The organism is Campylobacter concisus (genome assembly GCF_002913225.1).
GTDB classification, from domain to species: Bacteria; Campylobacterota; Campylobacteria; order Campylobacterales; family Campylobacteraceae; genus Campylobacter_A; species Campylobacter_A concisus_J.
The window spans coordinates 207,471-228,917 of sequence record NZ_PPAW01000015.1; the positions used below are offsets into that span (position 1 = coordinate 207,471).

A 21,447-nucleotide genomic window follows, 5' to 3' on the forward strand; every position below is an offset into this window, starting at 1 on the left:
AGACAGTGGAACTTAAATTTTGCTTCGTATGCTCGCAACGACGTAGCAGACACGAAAGTCTGTCACTTATCCATCTTTCTTAAATTCCTCGTCTGATTACAGTTATAATACGAAGTTTAAAGTAAAAGTCTTCGAACATCAGAGGCGCTGCACTAGTGTTTTGCACGGCATGCGTATTGTTTTAAGAAATTTTAAAATTTCATAAACGAGTAGGCTCTGATTTTAGTGGTGAATGACTATATGCCCTAAATTTAGTAAGTTGCTAAGGCTAGTGAGTAAGATTTTAAAATTTGTAAGCTTTATATTTTTTGTTAAAAAAGTATAAAAAATTGAATTACATTCTGCTTGTGGCTCGCAAAGCAAAATCCAAAAAAGAATATACTCAGAAACTTACTCGCAAATTTAGAGTTTATTTGGCTCTAAAATTTTACATATATTCTTAAAAATTTTAGAGCTCACCTCTACTTGCTAAAATTTCTATTTTTTATCTTTCTCAGTCTGGACTTTATCTAGCTTTATATATCCCATTTCAACTAGCTTGTTATAAATTTGAGAGATTTTTGGTCCAGCAGCGCTACCACCGTGGCCGCCGTGTTCGACAACCATTGTGATGACGTATTGTGGATCCTCATAAGGCGCATAGGTTGTCATCCACGCGTGAGATCTTTGCAGATACACCATATCCTCCTCTTTCATACGTTTCTTTTCAGTTTGCGAGATGCCAACGACCTGGGCTGTTCCAGTCTTTGCAGCGACCTTTACAAGACTTCCCACAAAGTGCCTATTTGCCGTGCCTCTTGGGTGATTTGCTACCTCATACATCGCATGCCTAATGGCAGGTAGCTGCGATTTCTCAAACGGCGTAAAAGCATCATCTGTTGGCGTAAAATCAACATCCTTGCCATCTATGCTCTTTAAAAAATGCGGCGTCACATTTAGCCCAGTTGCAAGGCCTGCTGTGTATTTAGCTACCTGCATAGGCGTAACTAGAAAATTTCCCTGTCCTATAGAGGTGATGAGCGTCTCGCCTTGAAACCACGCCTTGCCATACTTCCTCATCTTCCACTCTCTACTTGGCAGTGTTCCCACAAATTCATTTGGCAAATCAACCTCCGTTTTCCTACCAAAGCCCATGCGCTCAAGTATCGGCACAATGGCGTCTATACCGATCTTTTGGCTACCCTTGTAAAAATAGTCATCGCAGCTCTCTCTAATGGCCGTATTCATATTGACCGTGCCGTGACCATGCGAGTTCCAGCAGCGAAATTTACGCCCTCCAAGCTCATACGAGCCACTACAAAAAAAGCTATCATATTTGCTCATGCCATTATCCAAAAAGGCAAGCGCCATACCCATTTTTACGACAGATCCTGGCGGGTAAAGGCCATTTATCAGCTTATTTGTAAATGGGTGATCGACGTTTTTTACAAGCTCCTCCCACTCAGCCTGGCTGATACCAAGCACAAATGGGTTTAGATCATACTCTGGAAAGCTTCCAGCAGCGATGATAGCGCCATCTTTTAGGCTCATAACTATGACGCTTCCTGCTTCTTTGCCAAAGACATCAGCGACAAACTGCTGCAGTTCAAGATCGACGGCAAGCTTTATGTTTTGGCTTTGTGGCGCTTGATAGCTCACCTGCTCGATCTCCTCATTTAGTGCATTTACCTTGATCTTTTTAAAACCTTGAATCCCTTGTAAGATCGGGTTATAAAAGCGCTCTACGCCGCTTCTACCGATATAGTTTGTTAGCTTTGTTAAAGGGTCATTTTCCATATCTTTTTGGTTTGCTCTGCCGACATAGCCGATGATGTGAGAAGCCAGGTCATTATATGGATAGTGGCGCTTCGAAGCTGGTCTTATCTCTAAATTTTCACGCAGAGAAAGAGGCGCAAAAAATGGCAAAAATTTATCATAATCAACAAATTCGACCACGTTTATGAAGTCTTGGTTATAGGCTGAGTCGTTTTTTATATATTCATTTTTAAGCTTTGTGACGTTTAGATCACCAAATAGCGATCCGATGTAGGCTAACTCATCGTCTAAAATTTTCACCTTTTTGTTTGCGCTAAGGTGCGGCTTTACATAGATAGAAAAACCTAAGCGATTGACCGCCATAGGCTTGTCGTGCGCATCAAAGATGATGCCCCTAACTGGCGGGATGTAGATAGTTTTTATCGCATTTTGCTCGGCGATCTCGTTGTAGTAGGTGTTTGAATTTACACTTAGGTGGTAAATCCGCCCCAAAAGCATGATCCAAAAAAGAGCGATCACGCCAAAAACTATACGCATCCTCATAGCACTTTGTCCCTAAAAAGCACGATAGCAAGCACACTTTCAAGCGCTATGAAAAAGAGATACTCTGCGCTAAAAGTCAAATTTGGCTCGTTTAAGACGTAGGCAAAAAGATTATTTACAAGAAAAGTTAGCACATAGCCAGAGGCGACAAAGATTATGAGCAGGCAGTTTCGCCACTTCATCGTCGTATAGAGCCAGTCTAGCACGAAGTTGTAAAATAGCAAAAATGCAATGATCGTTGAAAAGAGATAAAAGCCGTGAATTTGCTCGGCAAAGACCAAGAAAATGAGCGAAAAATACCACGAAAGCTTAAACTCATCATACTGCTTTTGTTTTCTTGAATACTCCAAAATCATATATGTAAAAAAAATGCCAATAAGTGGCGGCAAGAAGCCAAACTGCGTAGTTGCGATCTCGTAAGAGAGCAAAAAAATGGCCCACCAAAAGCCTTTAAAAATTTTAATGTCTAAGCTGCTTATGGTTTGCATTTTACCTACCAAGAGCGTGGTTTATGATAGCTTCCCGTGCCTTGTCGATGCCGCTTTTGCTGAGTGTCGAGACCAAAATGCCGCTTGGGTCAAATTTCATTATCGCACTCTTTTGGCTTTGATTTAGCTTGTCGCTTTTTGTGTATAAATTTAAGATTTTTTGATCAGCTCTTAAAAAGCTTTTTAAGTAAGTATCCACGTTTACGTCGATGTCTAGGTCAAAGTGCCTAGCGTCGATTAGATGTATAAAAAGTCTGATGTCGCTTCTAAATTTCAAAAACTCATCTAAATTTTTACGCCACTCATCGTGTTTTGACTTTGCCACTTTTGCGTAGCCAAAGCCTGGTAGATCGACTAAGATGAGCTTAAATTTCTCTTTTTCGCCCTCTTCTTTTTCCTCACAAAACTCAGCCTCAAAGAAATTTATAAGCTGCGTTTTACCAGGAGTGGACGAGCTTTTGGCTAAATTTTTTTGATTTACAAGTGCGTTTATGAGGCTACTTTTACCCACATTTGACCTGCCCAAAAAGACCACCTCGCTTGTCACAAAGCTTGGAGCCTCTTTTATGCTTGGGCTTGAAGTGATAAATTTAGCGCCAAGAGCTCTTATCACTTACTTTTATCCTCGATCTGAAAGATAAATTTAACCGGCTTTTTCTCGTCACTATTTACACTATATGTGCCATCTTTTTGATTGACTACAATCTTGTCGCCATAGACATTTTTGTCAGTCTCTACCTCGTGCAAATAGCCGTTGCCAGTTACTGTGTATGTTTGCTTTGCAGGCTCGTATGTGAGTGTGTCGCCCTTGCCGTCATAGTGCTTATCTTTCATAAAAATTTTAGCTCTAGCGTTGCCTGTTGCTACGTATTTTACTGGCTGGCGCTTTTTATCAAAATGCACAACGACTTTGTTTGCTTTTAGCTCGTCGTATGAGCCTTTTTTGATATTTACATTGCCTACAAATTCGCTGATCTGCTTATTTTCATCTGCGAAAAAATCATTTGAAGTGATCTCAACTTGCTCTGCATTTAAAAATGTAAAGCCCAAAATCATCGCTAAAATCGCTGCTTTTCTTCTACCCATGCCCTTAACCCTTTTATCTGCGTTTGTTTTTTACCAAGATCATAGCTGCCACTATCACCCAGTGCTTTGTCGCCATTTCTAGTGATGGTGAAATTTGCCTCTGATCTTACTATTTTTGTCTTTGTGTTATATATAACTTCATCGCTTTTAAATTTCAAACTATCGTTGTTTTCATAGTTCGCATTTTTTTGAAAGATTATCTCATCATTTTGCGAGATAGCCTTGTCTGAGCTTAGAAAATGTCTTAAATTTCCCCTTAAAATTCTCGCTTTAAAGTCTAAAAATTCATCCCTGTCACTATATCTGTTTAGCTCGTCACTTTCATAAACTCCGCTTATCTTAGTTGAGTTTATCTCGTAATCAACCACGTCATTTACCTGCATATTTGATATCTTGGTATCAACCTTTAGAACATTTGCTAGATATGGGTCTTGAGCCGCTAAAAATATCATCACAGCACTAAAAATAGCCACGACGAAGTAGAAAATTTTTACAACCAACGCTTAGACCACTCGTCGTATAAATTTTCTGATTTTATGATCATCTCGATCATCTCTCTAACAGCGCCATTGCCGCCTTTGTGCTTTAGCTTTGTCTTTACATCAAGCTCTTTAATGGCATCTTTTGGCTTAAAGCTCCAAGCAACTGCGTCTAAAATTTTATAGTCGTTATAGTCATCGCCAATGGCCGCTGCATTTTTAAAGCTAAGCCCTTCAAATTTTAGTATCTCGCTTGCTACCTCAAATTTATCTCCAACGCCTTGATAGACGTGATTTATCTTTAGATCCTCAGCTCTTCGCTCAACGATAGCTGACTTTCTGCCAGTGATGATAGCCACTTTCTTACCAAGCTTTAGCCAGCTCTCTATCGCGTAGCCATCTTTTACATCAAAAAATTTAAGCTCTTCGCCGTTTGCATTGTAGATGATCTTGCCATCAGTGAGGCACCCATCAACGTCTAAAAATATAATTTCTATCATAAAACGCCCTTAGTGCTTGGAGTGCCGATCCTTGCATTTTTAGCAAGCGCTCTGCGGAGTGCTACGGCAAATGATTTAAACGTTGCTTCAATGATATGATGAGTATTTTTGCCGCGAATTTGATTTAAATGAAGAGTGATAGCTGAATTTATCGCAACTGCTCTAAAAAACTCCTCTACAAGCTCAGTGTCAAACTCGCCAACCTTGGCATTTTCATTAAAATTTTCATATACGAGGTAGGCTCTGTTGCTAAGATCTAGTGCGCAAAAAACAGCCGCCTCATCCATAACAACGCTCGCCTCGCCAAACCTCTCAACACCGCTTAATGGATACAAAGCTTCTTTTAAAAGCTGTCCCAAAACTATGCCAACATCCTCTACACTGTGGTGAAAATCCACATGTGTGTCACCCTTACATGAAATTTCAAGATCAAGCAAGGAGTGCTTGGTAAAAGCTTCAAGCATATGATCAAAAAAGCCTATGCCTGTGTTAATCTTTGCAACTCCAGAGCCGTAAATTTTAAGTTTCATCGAGATTTGCGTCTCTTTTGTGTTTCTAGTTAGTTCTAAAATTTCCTCTCTCACGCCCTAACCTCTTACTATAAATGCGCCTTGGAATTTACCGCTTCTTGCGTAATCCCTAGCCTCGTCCTCGCTTCTAAAGCCATTTAAAAATACTCTATAAATAGTTGAGCCATCTATCGTAAATGTCTTAACGACTGATCTATAGCCATCTATGCTTTGATGCTCTCTTTGATATCTGTTTGCGCCTTCAAGGTTTTTAAATGAGCCAATTTGCACCATAAAATCTCCACCCACAACGCGTTGCTCTGATGAGATCACGATGCCACCAACCGGAGCTGTTGGAGAGACTGGATTTGGCACTTTTATGCCAGTGCTTGTTGGTTTTGTTGGTTGCGCGCTAGCAGTTGTAACAGCGTTAATGTCTTCATTAAAGCCGATAACCTCCATACTAACTGGAGCTGTGCCAGTGCCGATGACATCAAGCTTCATCGCGGCTGCTTTTGAAAGATCAAGCACCCTGTCAGCTACAAAAGGTCCTCTGTCATTTACACGCACGATAACACTTTTTTGATTTCTTAAATTTGTTACTTTAAGTATTGTATTCATCGGCAAAGTCTTATGCGCCGCAGTCATATTATACATATTATAAACTTCGCCATTTGAGGTCGTTTTGCCATGAAAATTTGGGCCATACCAGCTTGCCGTTCCGCTAGCTTTGTCGCCGACACTTACGACTGTTGGGTAGTAGGTTTTGCCGTTTATCGTGTATGGTCTCATTGTTGCTTTTTGAACTGAGGCGGAGTTGTTGCCTCTTACATTAGTTGGGCCACTTGGAGTAAATGGAGCCCCACTCCAAGAACAGCCAGTGATTAGAAGTGTAAAACTTAGTCCTAAGTAGAAATTTAGGCTCTTACGGTATGACAATATTTGCTCCGACATTTAAATTTGAACTAGCCAAAGAATTTGCATCTTTTATATCTTTTTCGCTTACATTAAATTTCTTTGATAAAGATGCGATCGTATCGCCTGTTTGAACTACGTAGTTGTGAGATTTGTTTTGAGTAGAAAAAGGGATGATTAGTTTTTGATTATAGCTTACTGCATTTGTGCTAAGCTCGTTGTAGTCTTTGATCGCTCTGTGGCTAACGCCTGTTTTTTTAGAGATAGAGAGCAAGGTCTCGCCTTTTTTTACTGTGTATGTGTAGAAGTTATTTTTGCCATTAAATGGTTTGAAATTATCTGAGAAAAGTTGCTTTTTATTTTCAGGGATATAAACGTAATAATCTTTTAAAGTTGGAGGAGTAAATACAAATTTTAAATGTGGGTTATTGCTTTTCATCTTTTTTGTACTAAGACCGATGCTGTCGCCTATCTGAGCTAAATTTGTACCGCCTGGTACTTTTACTTTCGTAAGTCTTAATCCACCATTTATGTTTAGTAAAGACGACTCCTTAGATATCAAAAAGTCCGCATCTTTTGCAATATATGCCGCTCTTAAAATTTTAATGATGAAATTTCTAGTCTCAGCTGGGAGATATTTTTTCTCAGCATCAAGAAGTGTTACAAGATCGTCTGTACCAGCTTTTTGTATAGCTTTTTTTAACGCACCATCGCCGCAGTTATATGCCATTGCTGCCAAGTACCACTTGCCAAATTGATTTTTAAGCGATCTTAGATAGTTTGTAGCTGCGACAGTTGATTCGACTGGATCTTTTCTCTCATCGGTGTATTGTCCTACTTTTAGGCCGTGAATTTTTGCTGTTTGCTCCATAAATTGCCACATACCAGTAGCTTTAGCATTTGAGACAGTATGATTTGAAAAGCCTGACTCTATCATCGCTAGGTAGAAAAATGACTCAGGTACGCCTGATTTTTTGATCTGCTCTTTAATCATTGGTATATACATATAGCCATTTTTCAAGGCATCTGTAAATGTTCTTACCTGTGAGTTTTGTATGCCTTGTCTCATCTTTGCATAGTGAGAAGTTTTCATAAAGCTAGCATCGATGTCTAGCTCTTTTAAAATTTTAACCTGAGTGTCGTAAGAGCTCTTCTCAGGGGCGTTTGCTAGTAGCAAGGTGCTACATGCAAATAATAAAAATATCTTAAGCATTGCTTTCATTTCTATCCTTTTTCGTGTCAAAGCTTAATGATGCTAGCATCTTAAGCAAGCACAATGCCCAAAATTTAGGCAAAGCACTTAAATAACCTTTTGGCATTATCTGAAGTCGTTTTGCAAACTACTTCAAATTCAAGGTTTAAAATTTCAGCTATCTTTTTAGCAACAAATGTCGTAAACGCCGGCTCATTTCTCTTGCCACGATTTGGTTCTGGCGTAAGATATGGAGCGTCAGTCTCTATCAATACCCTATCAAAAGGAATTTTTGGCAGAATTTCAACTAAATTCTTAGCGTTTTTAAATGTCAAAACGCCACCTATGCCAAAGTAAAAATTCCCAAATTTACAAAGCTCCAAAAGAAGTGGCGAAGCATTATAACAATGCAAAACCGCTCCAGCTTCAAGCTTTGGCGCATACTCTTTTAAAATGTTAAAAGAGTCCTCATTAGCCTCTCTGATGTGGAGGATAACGGGTTTGTTTAACTCAACAGCCAAATCAAGTTGAGCTAAAAAAACACGTTTTTGATCTTGCTTTTCTCTTATCTTCTCTTCTTCATCTTTTGGCAAGCGGTAGTAGTCAAGCCCACATTCACCGATAGCCACGCACTTTTTATCTTTGGCAAATTCTCTTAAAGTTTCAATATCAAAATTCTCTTTATCGTATGGATGAACCCCAACGGCAAAGAAAATGTCATTTTTTTCGTGCGCTATTTTAGCCGCTTTTGGTAAATCATTAATATCAGCTCCAGGGATAATAAAGCCTTTTAGCCCTAAATTTCTAGCTTCAGATAAAATTTGCTCTAGGTCAAAATCATAAACTTTACTATCCAAATGGCAATGCGTATCTATAATCATAAAGCTATTTCTACCCTATTTCTACCATTTTCTTTAGCGACATAAAGCGCTGAGTCACAAGCTTCGAGCATATCATCTATCTCGCAGTGACCTTTTCCAAAAGATATGCCGATAGAAACAGTGACTCTTACGATTTTATCTTTTATCACTACCTCATTTTCAGCCACTTTTGCTCTTAAATTTACAAAGAATTTAATCGCCTCCTCTTTTGCTATCTTTTTAAGAACGACGCAAAACTCCTCGCCGCCAAACCTAGCGACCACATCGCTTCCTTTTGTGTTGTCAGTTAGTATTTTTGCGAGTGATTTTAGTATCTTGTCGCCACCATCATGCCCGTATGTATCGTTTATCTTTTTAAAATGATCTATATCAAGCATAGCAAACGCATAAGGCTCATCAAGCTCTTCAGCTGTTTGAACGTATTCTTCTATATCTTGGTAGAAATATCTTCTATTATAAGCGCCAGTTAAAAAGTCGCGGTTAGCAAAATTTGCTATCTTATTTATATTCTCCATCGCCTCAATGGTGTTATTTATACGACAAATAAGCTCTTCTTTAGAAAATGGCTTTGCTATAAAGTCACTAGCTCCATTTTTTAAAAATATCGCAGCATCTGTTTTTTCGCTAGGCGAAGTCATCACGATCACGCCAAGGTGGTTTTTATCTTTCTCTTTTCTAACCTCTTTTAAGACTTCTAAACCATCTTTAACAGGCATTCTATAGTCAGTTATAATTAAATTTATATCAGGATTATCAGCAAAATAGCTCATCGCCTCTTCGCCGTGGGCTGCTGCTAGGACCTTAAACTGAAGGCTAGTTAAGATTTTTTTTATCATATTTCTAAAAGGCAGTGAGTCCTCAACGACAAGGACTTTGTATTGTCTATTTTTACTTAGTCTATTTATCATTTGAAAGATGTAGTTGATATCATCCATGTTGCCTTTATAGACGTAATCAACTATATCTTTGTTTATAAAAAATTCTTTCGTCTTATCATCGATGCTGCCAGTTAAAACGATAGCACAGAGCCCTTGAGCAAGGACATAATCAACGATCTCGCCATTTGGTGCGTCAGGTAAATTTAGATCCAAGATAGTCATAAAATAATCTTTGCCGTGCTCGCTAATAAGCATCTGGGCTTCGGCAAAATCATACGCAACGTCGATCGCCATATCCTCAATGCTCTTTTCCATCTGCATGACGATTAGCTTAGCAAGTGCCTTATTATCATCAACTACTAGAATTCTTTCCATATTATTCCTGCGATTTTTTATTAAACTAGCTCGGATTTTAACAAATAAACCTAATCACAAAGCTTAAATTTAAAACTTAAATTTCAAGCTATTTTAAAAGTCCTTTTGCAAAATTTATCGCCTCTTCGCTGATATGCTCGCCGCTTATCATACGTGCAAGCTCATTTACACGCTCCTCTTTGTCAAGCTCTCTTACGACTGAGCTCTCGCCGTGACGCTCTACTAAAAAGTGCGAATTTGCCTTTGAGCTAAGCTGTGGCTGGTGCGAAATGGCAAAAATTTGATAAAAATTTGCTAGCTTAAGCAAGACATTTGCGATGCTCATCGCCTCTTTTCCGCTTAAATTTGCATCTATTTCATCTAAAATTATGACATCTCCGCCTGTTTTTGTGATCTCACTAGAAGCAGCTATAAAAGCCAGCCTTAAGCGGTTTAGCTCGCCTGAGCTTAAATTTTTAAGCGAGGTCTCATTTAAATTTAAACAAATTTCATCAGCGCCTAAAATATCAAGCTTTTTGCCCTCGATCCTTAGCGTGATATCTGGCATATAAAGCTCTTTTAGGTATAAATTTATCATCGCCTCAAGCTCTTTTAAATTTACGCCTCGTGCTTTGCTTAATGTGCTGGATAGCTCATTTGCCTTTTTGCTTAAAATTTCAAATTTCTTCTCAAGCTCGCTCTTTTCAAAGCTTAAATTTTCATATCTAGCAAGCTCTTTTTCCTTTTTATCAAGCGCCTCTAGCGCCTCCTCCTCGCTGCCATAGCGCCTAATGATGGCATTAAGAGCTTCTATCCTATCAAGCACGCTCTCCACGTCTATATCATCAAGCTCCTCCATATTTAGGCTATCACGTGCAACTCTTAGCTCGTTCATCGCATCTTCAAAAAAGCCGTTATCAAGGTCGCTGATACTTAGCGCCTCATTTACGCTGTGCTCTAGCTCAAATATCCGCTCAGCTCTAGCCCACGCCTCATTTATCTTATCCTTTTTACTAAGCCTTTTTTTAGTCTCCATAAGCTCTTCAAACTCGCCTTTTTTAGGCCCGACACTTCTTATCTTCTCGATCTCAAAGCTAGCAAGCTCCTTTAGCTCCTCGACCTTTTTCTCTTCATCTTTTATAGTGGCTAGCTCTTTTGAAATTTTAGAAAATTCTAAAAACGTCTCTTCAAATTCCTGCTTTATCTCTTTAAATTTCTCATTTTTTGAAATTTCAAGCCTGTCAAGCAAATTTAGAAATTTCTCATTTTCAAATTCATTTGCCTCTTTTGCCGAGAGATATTTGATGTGCTCGCGCGCCACTTGGGCTAAATTTTTCTTTGAGATGGCTTGCTGGTTTATAAAATATCTCGTGCTCTTATCTTTTAAAAGCTTGAAAATATTGACCTCTTCGTTTTCTATGCCAAACTCATCAAGCTCAAATTTATGCTCCACGTCAGCTTCTATCAGCCTTGCCTCGCTATCTTTTAGCCCAAAAACGGCCATTATGGCACTCATCAGCACCGACTTACCAGCGCCGCTAACTCCCGTAAATACGCTAAGACCCTCTTTGAAATTTAGCTCGACATTTTTAAAATTTAGATAATCCTTAATCAAAATTCGATCAATCATTATAACCCCAGTGAAGTTTCTCTTTTAAAATTTGAAAATAATCCCTGCCAATATGGCGTATCAGCCTCGCTTTTTTCTCGCTCAGGCTCATGCTAACAGCTGAAATTTTACTCATATCAAAGCGGTCTTGGCCGTCTATTACTAAAATGGCGTCGCTTTTTGTTCTAAATTTAACCGTGTGATTTTTGGTAAGCACAACTGGACGCTGCGTGAGCGAGTGCGAACAGATGGGAGTTACTGTAAAAACTTCGCTCAATGGATATATGATAGGGCCATGTGCGCTCATGTTATAAGCAGTAGTGCCAGCAGGAGTTGCCACTATGACACCGTCACCAAAATATGAGTTAAAATACTTTTCATTTAAAAGTGCCTCGATATGCGTCATCGAACCGCCATTTTTACTAACTATGACCGCGTCGTTAAATGCTATCTTTTTCTCAGTTTTGCCATCATTTTTATGAAGCGTAACATCAAGCATAAAAGGCGTTTCTACCTCAAATTTATCATCAAAAAAGTCTTTAAAAAACTTCTCACTCTCATTTATCGTGATATCTGTCAAAAAGCCGAGCCTGCCAGCGTGTATGCCTAGGATTAGTGGCGAGATGTGAGCTAGCTTTCTGCAAGTTGAGATGATCGTGCCATCACCGCCAAGCGTGATAAGGAATTCGCACTCTTTGGCTAGTTTTATCAGCTCAAAGCCACTTTTTTCTACCTGCTTTGCACAGCTTTTTTCAAGCAAAATTTCTGCGTTATACTTTTTTAAAATTTTTTCTAGCTTTGCTAAATCCTGCTTAAATAATGGGTAATCTTTCGCGACAAGTCCCACTTTTTTGGCGTTTGTGGTATTAAATTTTTGTTCATTTTTCATAGAAATGATTGTAACATATTTTATTTTAACAAAGCTTTTCAAAAGAAAAAAGCGATTATAATTGCCTAAAAAACATTGCAAAGGAGCATTTTATGCGAAGTCATTATTGCACCGATCTTAGCAAAGCTGATATCGGCAAAGAAGTAATACTTTGTGGCTGGGCAAACACATATAGAGACCACGGTGGCGTTGTTTTCATCGACTTAAGAGACGTTAGCGGGCTTATACAATTAGTTTGTGACCCTGCTGACAGCAAAGAAGCACACGACGTGGCTGCAAAAGTAAGAGATGAATATGTCTTAAAAGCAAAAGGAAAAGTAAGAGCTAGAGGCGAAGGACTAACCAATCCAAAGCTAAAAACTGGTGAGATAGAGGTGATAGTAAGCGAGCTAATCATCGAAAATCCAAGCGAGCCACTACCATTTATGATAGGCGATGAGAGCGTAAATGAGGATATCAGGCTAAAATACCGCTTTTTAGACCTAAGAAGCGAGCGCTTGCAAAATATCTTTAAAATGCGTTCTCGCGCGGCGATCGCAGCTAGAAACAGTCTAGATAAAATGGGCTTTATCGAGTTTGAAACTCCAGTTTTAACACGTGCAACTCCAGAAGGTGCGAGAGACTACCTAGTGCCAAGCCGTGTATATCCGGGCCAGTTTTACGCGCTTCCACAAAGCCCGCAGCTATTTAAACAACTTTTAATGTGTTCTGGCTTTGATAAGTATTTTCAGATAGCAAAATGCTTCCGTGACGAGGACTTAAGGGCTGATCGCCAACCAGAATTTACTCAAATAGATATCGAAATGAGCTTTGTCGAGCAAGAAGATATCATAAATATGGCAGAGACTATGCTAAAAGATATCTTTAAAGCCTGCGGACACGATATCAAAACGCCATTTAGACGTATGAGCTACAAAGAGGCCACTGAGACTTACGGCTCAGACAAGCCTGATCTTAGATATGATCTAAAAATGATCGATGTGATCGATATTTTTGAGCGCTCAAGCAATGAAATTTTTAGCTCTATCGCAAAAGATAAGAAGAAAAACCGCATAAAAGCGCTAAAAGTGCCAAATGGCGACAATATCTTTAGTAAGCGCGAGATGAATAGATTTGAGGAATTTGTACGTAAATTTGGCGCACAAGGCCTTGGATACTTCCAGATGAAAGAAGATGGCTTAAAAGGCCCGCTTTGCAAATTTTTCGAGCAAAGCGATCTTGACGAGATCGTCTCAAGATGTGAGCTAAAAGTTGGCGATGTCGTATTCTTTGGCGCTGGTAAGAAGAAGATCGTACTTGATTATATGGGACGATTTAGAATTTTCCTAGCTGAGCAAATGGGCATCATCGATCAAGACAGACTTGAGTTTTTATGGGTGCTTGACTTCCCAATGTTTGAGCAAAATGACGATGGCAGCTACTCTGCGATGCACCACCCATTTACAATGCCAAAAAATATAGATGAGCCTGATCTTGAAGATATCCTCTCTATCGCTCACGACGTCGTCCTAAACGGCTTTGAGCTTGGCGGCGGAAGCATAAGAATTCACAAAAACGACATCCAACAAAAAGTATTTAAACTTCTTGGCATAGATGAAGCCGAGCAGCGTGAGAAATTTGGCTTCTTGCTTGATGCTTTGACATTTGGCGCGCCTCCACATGGTGGTATCGCGATCGGCTTTGACAGACTAAATATGCTTGTAAATAAAGCAAGCTCGATCCGTGATGTCATAGCCTTCCCTAAAACACAGCGCGCTCAGTGCCCACTCACAAAGGCACCAAGCTACGCCAGCAACGAACAGCTTAGGGAGCTAGGACTAAGGATAAGAGAAAAAGAGCAAAAGGCTTAAAATTTGCCTTTAAAAAGAGATGGAATTTTGTCTTTAAATATTTTTCTTAGAAAAAATTCCATCCTAAATTTAAATTTATAAAAAGATGCCTCCAACTTGGCGGCTAATTAAATCAAAACTTGCCTAAGTAGTTTGAGATGATTTTTGTGGTTGCGACGTAAAATTTTGTGCAGATAGAACACTTAGTTCATCAAGCTAAATTTTACTAGCTCCGCAAAAAGCGCTCAAAAGACAAAGGCAATAAAAGGGACAAAATGAAAAATTTATTTTTAATCATCGGCGCTCCAGGCAGCGGCAAAACAACAGACGCATCGATCATCGCACAGCATGATGAGAAATTTGCACACTTTTCAACTGGCGATCTTTTAAGAGCTGAAGTCGCAAGTGGTAGCGAGCTTGGCAAACTGATAGACGGCTTTATCTCAAAAGGAAATTTGGTCCCACTTGACGTCGTCGTAAATGCGATCGTATCAGCCATCAAAAGCTCAAATAAATCAAATATCATAATCGACGGCTACCCAAGAAGCGTTGAGCAAATGACTGAGCTTGACAAAGTCTTAAGCGAGCAAGATGAAATTTCTCTAAAAGGCGTCATCGAAGTGGATGTTAGCGAAGATGTGGCAAGAGCTAGAGTGCTTGGCCGTGCAAGAGGCGCTGACGATAACAACGAAGTCTTTAACAACCGCATGAAAGTCTATATTGATCCGATCAAACCTATACGCAAGTTTTACAGCGAAAAAGAGCTACTTCACGTAGTAAATGGCGAACGCGGCATCGACGAGATCGTAGCTGACATCAAAAATTTACTAGCTAAACTTATATAACTCACAGACCTTGCATCAAAAGGTGCAAGGTTTTAAAACTTACCATTTATTAACACCAAAAATGTAATATCCTTTAAATTTAACAACCAACCAAAAAAGGATAAAAATGAAAAAATCATTATCGCTTCACTAGCTGCTAGTATCGCAATGGCTGGAGGCTTCGCATCAAAACACTCAAGCGAGACGATAAGTGTAAAAGAGGCTTTAAAACTAAATGACGACGCCAAAGTCGTGCTTGAGGGCAAGATAAAGTCGCACATCAAATCAGACAAATATGAATTTGTTGATAAAAATGGCGACGTTATCGTAGTTGAGATCGACAACAAAAAATGGGGCAATATAACAGCCAACGAAGATACGCTTTTAAGAATAAGAGGCGAGGTGGATAAAGACTTCACAAAAACGAAGATCGACGTAGGTAGCGTAGAGGTTATAAAGTAGTTAAATTTACGCGTATTTAATGCAAAAAATACTAAAATCACGAAAATTTCTAATAAAAAGGACGAATATATGGACGTTTCAAAGATCAAAGCTGGCTCAAACCCAGACAAAATCAATGCCGTAATCGAAATACCTTATGGCTCAAATATCAAATACGAGATCGACAAAGATAGCGGTGCGGTCGTGGTTGATCGTGTGCTTTACTCAGCGATGTTCTACCCAGCAAACTATGGCTTTGTTCCAAACACACTAGCAGCTGACGGCGATCCAGCTGATATTTTGGTGCTAAACGAGTATCCACTCCAAGCTGGTAGCGTCATCCCTTGCCGTTTGATAGGCGTTTTGGTGATGGAGGATGAAGCAGGCATGGATGAGAAGCTTTTAGCTGTGCCAGTTACAAAGATCGATCCAAGATATGAAGCGATAAAAAGCTACGAAGACTTGCCAACTGCAACACTAAATAAGATCAAAAATTTCTTTGAAACTTATAAAATTCTCGAGCCAAACAAATGGGTTAAGGTGAAAGAATTTAAAGATGCAAACGCTGCAAAAGAGATTTTAGACGCTGCAATAAAAAATTATAAATAATTTATAAGCCCTATTTTAGGGCTTTTCTCTTTTAAATTTGCTCATTTTATGCACCACATAAAAAAGGCTATTTTTATATTTAGATAAGCTTTTTCTTGTATAATACGATTTTCTTTCAACTGTGGGTTCATAGCTCAGTTGGTTAGAGCATCCGGCTCATAACCGGATGGTCCCAGGTTCGAGTCCTGGTGAACCCACCACCTATTTCACCAACATCATAAGATCAAGATTTCACCATTTTTTCTTTAAATTTTAAAATATTTTTCAAAATTTAAAAATGTAAAAATTTTAAATATTCCAAAATATAAGCCAAATTTTTAAGCTCTCTCTAAAATTTCCTTTCGCTTTTGCCAGTCAGGCATATAAAGCGCTAGATAGTCATAAAATTTCTTTGAGTGATCAGGATAGAGAAGATGCACTAGCTCGTGAAATACAACATACTCGATACACGCTCTTGGCTTTTTGATAAGCTCTATGTTTAAATTTATATATGATTTATAAGGATTGCAACTCCCCCCCCCACCTCGTCTTCATCTACCTTATTTTTACGCTTTTAATGTCTTGTTTTACTATCTTGTTAAACTCTTGCAAGATATTAAAAAAACAGAGCATCGCCTTTTCGTGATACCACTCATAGATCAATTTTTCTTTTCGCTCTAAGTCGTTTTTATCTTTTACAAATAGCTCAAGATAACCTCTTTGTAGCTTTACGCACTCATATTTTGACTGCACCACTTTTAGCCTATAACTTCGCCCAAGATATCTAAAATCCTTGCCGCTTACGTATTCTTTTTGTGGCGTCTTAAACGAGGCAAAAAAAGCACGCTTTTGCGCTATCCATTTGGCTCTTTTTTTATAATAAATTTTATATGCTCATCGCTTGCCGTTTTTGGCGCGGTTAGGATAGCTTCGCCATTTGGTCTAACTTTTAAGGTAATGTTTTTCACCTCTTTTTTGATGATTTTCACCTCATTTGACATAGAAGCTTATCCCTATTCCACGGATAGTTTGGTAAATTTTCTCCTTCTTGTCGATTAATACGCCGTATTCATCCTCTACCTCCCAAAGAGCGTCCTCCATAGCGCTTGTTATCTCGTTTTCTACATCTTTATTTTTGTGCCATTCTGGTTTTTTGGAGGCTTTTTCATAAATTTCATAAAAATTTAGGCTCAAATTTTTAGCTACCTCCTCTATATCCGCAAGCCCCACATCGCCTAAAATATCAAGCAAATTATCATAAATAGCAAATAAAATTTTCTTACCATTAAATTCTTTTGGATACCTGTCTTCGCTCGGCTTTAAAGCGCCCGTTATTAGGTCTTTTAGCAGTTTTGCTTTGGCAAGCTTTTCTTCCTCGCCTAGCCTTTTTGCCTTGTATTCGTCGATGATGTCTTGTATCTGCTGCGCTATTGATTTATAAAACGCTGGGTTTGAGTCCATTTTCTCTTTTACTACCGCGCTTACGGCACTGATGATCGTATCAGCCTTTGCGTTTTTGCCCTCAACTCTTTGCACCTCATCGTCAAATTCTGTCTCAAAGATATTTACAAGCCTCGTAAGCTCATTGACCCCTTGTGCATTTACGTAAATATCGAGCAGCTTTTGCATCTGCGCTTCGTATTTGCCAAAGTCGCAAGCCTCGTGATACCTTAGTTGCACCGCTTTTCTTAGCTCGTTATAAAATTTAACCCTTTGTTTATAAGCTTTGATCTCCTCTTCGTTTAATATGTCATAAATTTTCTCGCTAGAAAGCGATAGTTTAAACGCCCTAGCAAACTGTGATAGCCACTCTTTAAAGTCGTCTCTTTTTTGCGCGTCTTCTAAAACCGCCACGTAGCTTTCCAGATCATCTTTAAATTTCACACCGCTAAAAAGATCGTCTAAATGAGTATAGTAGGTCTTTGCCTTTACGATCTCACTTCTTACGTCTATTACGACTCCAGTTATATCTTCTGGGTCAAAACCGCTTAGCGAAGCATAGCTAGTAAGCGCCTGATCAAGCTCGCCAAGAAGCCCTCTATAATCAATAATGTAGCCATAATCTTTTCCGTCATAAAGCCTATTTACTTTAGCTATGGCTTGGAGTAAATTATGCTCTTTTAGCTGTTTATCTATATAAAGTGTGCTTGCTCTTGGCGCGTCAAATCCCGTTAAAAGCTTATCCACGACGATAAGCAAATCTATCTCGTCGCCATAAACAAATTCATCCTTCACATGCTTTAGATAAGCTTCCTCGCTACCGTAGCCCCTTATAGTATCTTGCCACTCCTTTGCGACATACTCTTTATGCCCACCATCTAGCTCCTCATGCTCGTTGCTTGATATCACATAGGCACTTTTTATCTCTCCAAATTCCTCAAATATCTTATGATATTTTATGGCGTCGTATTTTCTTTGCGTTGCTAACATCGCCTTAAAACCGCCATTTGTCATCTTTAGCGTCTTTTTAAAATGCTCATTTATATCCACAGCTATTAGCTCTAGCCTTTGTTCGCTTGATGCCACACGCTCAAACCTCGCCCATTTTTGCTGCAAGTCCCTCTTAGCCTCATCGCCAAGCTCTCTTGATATGAGATCAAATTTCCTAGTTAGCCCCTCAGGGTCTAGCACCTCTTGACCCACATATCGCCCTTCATAAAGTAGCGGCAGCACAGCTCCGTCTTTTACCGCATCATCTATCGTATATCTATGAATTTCTCCGCCAAATTTAGCAAAGCTATTTTTCTCACGCTTTAAAAGCGGCGTACCCGTAAATCCTATATAACAAGCAAGAGGCAACGCCTTTTTCATAGCCTTATGCAGATCGCCGCCTTGCGTGCGGTGGCTCTCATCCACTAGCACAAATATATCACCGTCCCTTATCACTACCTTTTGATTTTTCACTTTTTCAAATTTATGCACGAGCGTAGTTATCACGCTGACGCCGCTTTGTAGCTTTTCTATTAGATCGCTTCCGCTACTTGCTCGTCCTGCTTTTACATCCGTGTTTTCAAAGGTTTCGTGTATCTGCCCATCTAGATCTATCCTATCAGTTACTAAGATAATCTTTGAGCTTATATAAATTTGCTTTAAAAGCTTCGTTAGCATCACCATCGTGAGCGACTTACCGCTTCCTTGCGTATGCCAGATGAGTCCGCCTGCTCTTGCTCCGTCTTTTTTCGCCGATACCCTCTTTAGCGTCTCTTCGATAGCGAAGAACTGCTGATAGCGGCAAACCTTTTTCATTTTCTTATCAAACACTATATAGTGCCTAACTAGCCTTAGCAGCCTATCTTTAGATAGTAGCGCAAAGAGCGTCATATCAAGCGTGCTCACCTCTCTACCATTTATCAAGCTCTTTAAGCTCTCTTTTGCTTTAGCTTCGTCCTGCTCTTTCCACACGCTATAAAATTTAAACGGCGTTCCAGTAGTGCCATATCTTGCCCCACTTCCGTTTGCCGCGATAGTTAGCTGGACGTATTTAAAAAGGTGCGCTATCTCATCTTTGCCCTGTTCTTTTTCGAGCTGTTTTATGCCGTTTTCAAAGCTCACGCTTGATTTTTTAAGTTCTATCACGACTATAGGTATGCCGTTTATAAAAAGCACGAGATCAGGCCTTCTGTGCTTTTGCACTTCGCCTTGATTTGCCCTGCTTACTTCAAATTCTTCCGTTACGTAAAAGTCGTTGTTTTGTAAATTTTCAAAGTCTATAAATTTAAAAGAGAAACTCCTTCTCGTTCCGTCCTCTAAATTTTCCTCGATACTAGTGCCAAGCAACAGCAAATTTGTGATCTTTTCATTTGCGACCATTAGCCCTTCGTTTAGTGAAACCCCCGCCAGCTCATCGACTGCTTTTAATATACTGCTTTGGCTAAATTTATATCGTTTGCCCTTATACTCGTAGCCGTTTATCTCGCCAAGCTTTTTGATCAAAATTTCCCTAAACAAAACCTCGCTAGACTTGCCGCCGCGAAGCTTTAAATTTTCTTCTCTGCTTATAAATTTATAGCCTAAATTTCGTAGTAAATTTATGCTGTTTTGCTGGATTTTGTATTCTGAAGTATCGGGGGTCATTTTGTCTCCTCATCCTCAAGATCAGAAAATAGGTTTTTGCCTTTAAAACTATCTTTGAATTTATTCTTTTGTTTTTTTATTCCCTTATTAGTAGCTACCCAGTTATTTAAAATATCTCGTTTTGTTTCATAAACTTTAGCGACCCTATAAGATCTATTTTTGCACTCATTTCCAAATTCATCGTATGTTTTTGTTATACATAATTGACAATTGATAAATGACCCATTGCCAAAATCATACCTTCCGCCTATAATATCGTTTTTAAATTTGCTATCTCCCATACTAAAATCTATACTTTCATTTCTATAAATTCCACGCCATTTATGCCTACCTTCTTTTAAAACAGGCGATATTAATTCTATGTTTGCATCATCATCTATTTCCTCTTCTTTATCGTCAACCAATATAAAATCTCTAAATTCATCCCTTTGAACTACATATTCGTTATTTACTTCATTTCCAAATCCAACTGCTCGTATTTTTTCGTATTTTTCTATTTTTGCATAGTAATTTGAAATCGGTCTTGCCAGTTTTTGCTCCAATTGATTGTCATCTATTCCCGCAGACTCTTTTTTAAGCTTTAAAATTTCTAATTCTAATTTTTCATTTTCAAGCTTATTCTTTTTATATGCGCCAGTTAAGAGATATTCTAAAAATCTTTTAATGGCATATCCGGCCGACGATACTATAATTGTTGATGAAACAGAATGTGCCTCTATTATGTCCAAAATTTCAATAAACCCACCCTCTTTTGCAGCTCGGCTTTCTAATTCAATTTTTAAGTTCAATGAAGAGCTAATTGTATTAACAATGCTTAGAAAATCTTTTTCCATGGCGTTTCTTACAAAAGTATTCATAGAATGTGAATTATCACCCAAATAGTAATGAATTATAAATTGACTTTCAAATTTTTCTTGCCCTTTCACGTCCTCACCTTTCCGCTTAGTAGCTTTTGCATCAAGCCTTGTTTTTGTTTTTTCAAATTTTCAAGCTTTAAATTTAGTAAATTTATCTCATCATCACTAGCCGTTAAAACCTCTGCGATTTTTTGTTGTTCTTTTAAATTTGGGAGTTTTATTTTAAAGTTTTTTACTATCTCGGCATTTAAATTTCCTTGTGCTCCAGTTTCTACAAAAGAGCAAACATTTTTTTGAAAATCATCAAGAAAATAATATAAATACTCCAAAGCAACCTTAGATAAATTTGGAACGATACACATCATTGCTTGACTTGTAGCAACCTCTATTTTATTAATAGAAACAAAACCAAATGAAGCATACATTGAATAAATTAAACTATTTTTAGGAACAAGCCAAGCCGAAGAATTTTCTAAACCTTCTTCTGTGATTTTTGTCTGCGTGTCATAAATATACTTACCCGCAAGCGTCATATCGTTTATTTTTACAAAAGGAATATTGCCATTATAAAATTTTTTATTAGTTGACTTTGGTGTTCCACCGGAACGCATTTTAATGCAAATGTCTTTAAGTTTTGTTTCTCGCCACTCGTCTTTGAACTCAGGAAAGCGAACTTTTGCTATGAGTAAATTTTGCATAAGGGCTTTTTTAAACTGCTTTTTGTTTTCTATCAAATTTATAGTTAAATTTATAGCC

The 21,447-nt window shown here is 38.6% G+C and carries 20 protein-coding genes, 1 tRNA gene and 1 pseudogene; 5 read left to right on the forward strand and 17 right to left on the reverse strand.

Annotated features, from left to right (window positions below):
• Window positions 1–477: 477 nt before the first annotated feature.
• The 13 genes from mrdA to CYP26_RS03565 form a co-directional block, all read right to left on the reverse strand.
• Window positions 478–2,298 carry a penicillin-binding protein 2 gene (mrdA, locus tag CYP26_RS03505; protein WP_103630380.1) on the reverse strand — a complete coding sequence of 607 codons (1,821 nt, stop codon included), beginning with the start codon at window positions 2,296–2,298 and terminating at the stop codon, window positions 478–480.
• Window positions 2,295–2,786, reverse strand: coding sequence for a hypothetical protein (locus CYP26_RS03510; RefSeq protein WP_103568005.1), 492 nt, complete (start codon window positions 2,784–2,786; stop codon window positions 2,295–2,297). The genes mrdA and CYP26_RS03510 overlap by 4 nt, the downstream gene beginning before the upstream one ends.
• A 1-nt stretch (window position 2,787) precedes the next feature.
• Window positions 2,788–3,399, reverse strand: a complete 612-nt coding sequence (gene yihA / locus CYP26_RS03515) for a ribosome biogenesis GTP-binding protein YihA/YsxC (RefSeq protein WP_103568006.1) — start codon at window positions 3,397–3,399, stop codon at window positions 2,788–2,790.
• Window positions 3,396–3,872, reverse strand: a complete 477-nt coding sequence (lptA, locus tag CYP26_RS03520) for a lipopolysaccharide transport periplasmic protein LptA (RefSeq protein WP_103568007.1) — start codon at window positions 3,870–3,872, stop codon at window positions 3,396–3,398. Before lptA ends, yihA begins: the two co-directional genes overlap by 4 nt.
• Window positions 3,845–4,372, reverse strand: a complete 528-nt coding sequence (gene lptC / locus CYP26_RS03525) for an LPS export ABC transporter periplasmic protein LptC (protein ID WP_021086384.1) — start codon at window positions 4,370–4,372, stop codon at window positions 3,845–3,847. Before lptC ends, lptA begins: the two co-directional genes overlap by 28 nt.
• Window positions 4,363–4,851 (reverse strand): KdsC family phosphatase, encoded by a 489-nt coding sequence (locus CYP26_RS03530; RefSeq protein ID WP_004317467.1) that lies wholly within the window; start codon window positions 4,849–4,851, stop codon window positions 4,363–4,365. Before CYP26_RS03530 ends, lptC begins: the two co-directional genes overlap by 10 nt.
• The gene (hisB, locus tag CYP26_RS03535; RefSeq protein WP_180996204.1) at window positions 4,848–5,423 is read right to left on the reverse strand and encodes an imidazoleglycerol-phosphate dehydratase HisB; all 576 of its coding nucleotides are present in this window, start codon (window positions 5,421–5,423) and stop codon (window positions 4,848–4,850) included. The genes CYP26_RS03530 and hisB overlap by 4 nt, the downstream gene beginning before the upstream one ends.
• Before the next feature lie 15 nt (window positions 5,424–5,438).
• Window positions 5,439–6,299, reverse strand: a complete 861-nt coding sequence (locus tag CYP26_RS03540; RefSeq protein WP_103630381.1) for a septal ring lytic transglycosylase RlpA family protein — start codon at window positions 6,297–6,299, stop codon at window positions 5,439–5,441.
• The gene (locus CYP26_RS03545; RefSeq protein ID WP_103630382.1) at window positions 6,286–7,497 is read right to left on the reverse strand and encodes a lytic transglycosylase domain-containing protein; all 1,212 of its coding nucleotides are present in this window, start codon (window positions 7,495–7,497) and stop codon (window positions 6,286–6,288) included. Before CYP26_RS03545 ends, CYP26_RS03540 begins: the two co-directional genes overlap by 14 nt.
• Before the next feature lie 65 nt (window positions 7,498–7,562).
• A complete protein-coding gene (locus CYP26_RS03550) occupies window positions 7,563–8,348 on the reverse strand; it encodes a TatD family hydrolase (RefSeq protein WP_103630383.1) in 786 nt (261 codons plus the stop codon).
• Window positions 8,345–9,601, reverse strand: a complete 1,257-nt coding sequence (locus tag CYP26_RS03555; protein ID WP_103630384.1) for a GGDEF domain-containing response regulator — start codon at window positions 9,599–9,601, stop codon at window positions 8,345–8,347. Before CYP26_RS03555 ends, CYP26_RS03550 begins: the two co-directional genes overlap by 4 nt.
• A gap of 88 nt (window positions 9,602–9,689) precedes the next feature.
• The gene (locus CYP26_RS03560; RefSeq protein WP_181000851.1) at window positions 9,690–11,210 is read right to left on the reverse strand and encodes an AAA family ATPase; all 1,521 of its coding nucleotides are present in this window, start codon (window positions 11,208–11,210) and stop codon (window positions 9,690–9,692) included.
• Entirely contained in the window at window positions 11,203–12,078 is an 876-nt protein-coding gene (locus tag CYP26_RS03565) for an NAD(+) kinase (protein WP_103630426.1), read from the reverse strand. The genes CYP26_RS03560 and CYP26_RS03565 overlap by 8 nt, the downstream gene beginning before the upstream one ends.
• A 92-nt stretch (window positions 12,079–12,170) precedes the next feature.
• Here CYP26_RS03565 and aspS point away from each other — a divergent pair, with 92 nt between their 5' ends.
• The 5 genes from aspS to CYP26_RS03590 all read left to right on the forward strand — a co-directional run bounded on the left by aspS (window position 12,171) and on the right by CYP26_RS03590 (window position 15,981).
• Window positions 12,171–13,928: an aspartate--tRNA ligase gene (gene aspS / locus CYP26_RS03570; RefSeq protein WP_012140086.1), complete on the forward strand. Its 1,758-nt coding sequence runs from the start codon at window positions 12,171–12,173 to the stop codon at window positions 13,926–13,928.
• Between the two features lie 254 nt (window positions 13,929–14,182).
• Complete coding sequence (locus CYP26_RS03575) at window positions 14,183–14,752, forward strand: adenylate kinase (RefSeq protein WP_103630385.1); 570 nt, start codon at window positions 14,183–14,185, stop codon at window positions 14,750–14,752.
• A gap of 120 nt (window positions 14,753–14,872) precedes the next feature.
• Complete coding sequence (locus CYP26_RS03580) at window positions 14,873–15,193, forward strand: NirD/YgiW/YdeI family stress tolerance protein (RefSeq protein ID WP_430747076.1); 321 nt, start codon at window positions 14,873–14,875, stop codon at window positions 15,191–15,193.
• Window positions 15,194–15,262: 69 nt separating this feature from the next.
• On the forward strand, window positions 15,263–15,781 hold the full coding sequence (gene ppa / locus CYP26_RS03585; protein WP_103579567.1) for an inorganic diphosphatase: 519 nt from the start codon (window positions 15,263–15,265) through the stop codon (window positions 15,779–15,781).
• Between the two features lie 123 nt (window positions 15,782–15,904).
• Window positions 15,905–15,981, forward strand: a tRNA-Ile gene (locus tag CYP26_RS03590).
• Between the two features lie 117 nt (window positions 15,982–16,098).
• Here the strand turns inward: CYP26_RS03590 and CYP26_RS10675 are convergent.
• The 4 genes and pseudogenes from CYP26_RS10675 to CYP26_RS03610 form a co-directional block, all read right to left on the reverse strand.
• Window positions 16,099–16,761 (reverse strand): annotated as a pseudogene (locus tag CYP26_RS10675) (M48 family metallopeptidase).
• The gene (locus CYP26_RS03600; protein WP_103630387.1) at window positions 16,751–19,834 is read right to left on the reverse strand and encodes a type I restriction endonuclease subunit R; all 3,084 of its coding nucleotides are present in this window, start codon (window positions 19,832–19,834) and stop codon (window positions 16,751–16,753) included. The pseudogene CYP26_RS10675 and the gene CYP26_RS03600 overlap by 11 nt, the downstream one beginning before the upstream one ends.
• Entirely contained in the window at window positions 19,831–20,760 is a 930-nt protein-coding gene (locus CYP26_RS03605; protein ID WP_103630388.1) for a hypothetical protein, read from the reverse strand. The genes CYP26_RS03600 and CYP26_RS03605 overlap by 4 nt, the downstream gene beginning before the upstream one ends.
• Complete coding sequence (locus tag CYP26_RS03610; protein ID WP_103630389.1) at window positions 20,757–21,425, reverse strand: restriction endonuclease subunit S; 669 nt, start codon at window positions 21,423–21,425, stop codon at window positions 20,757–20,759. Before CYP26_RS03610 ends, CYP26_RS03605 begins: the two co-directional genes overlap by 4 nt.
• Window positions 21,426–21,447 lie beyond the last annotated feature (22 nt).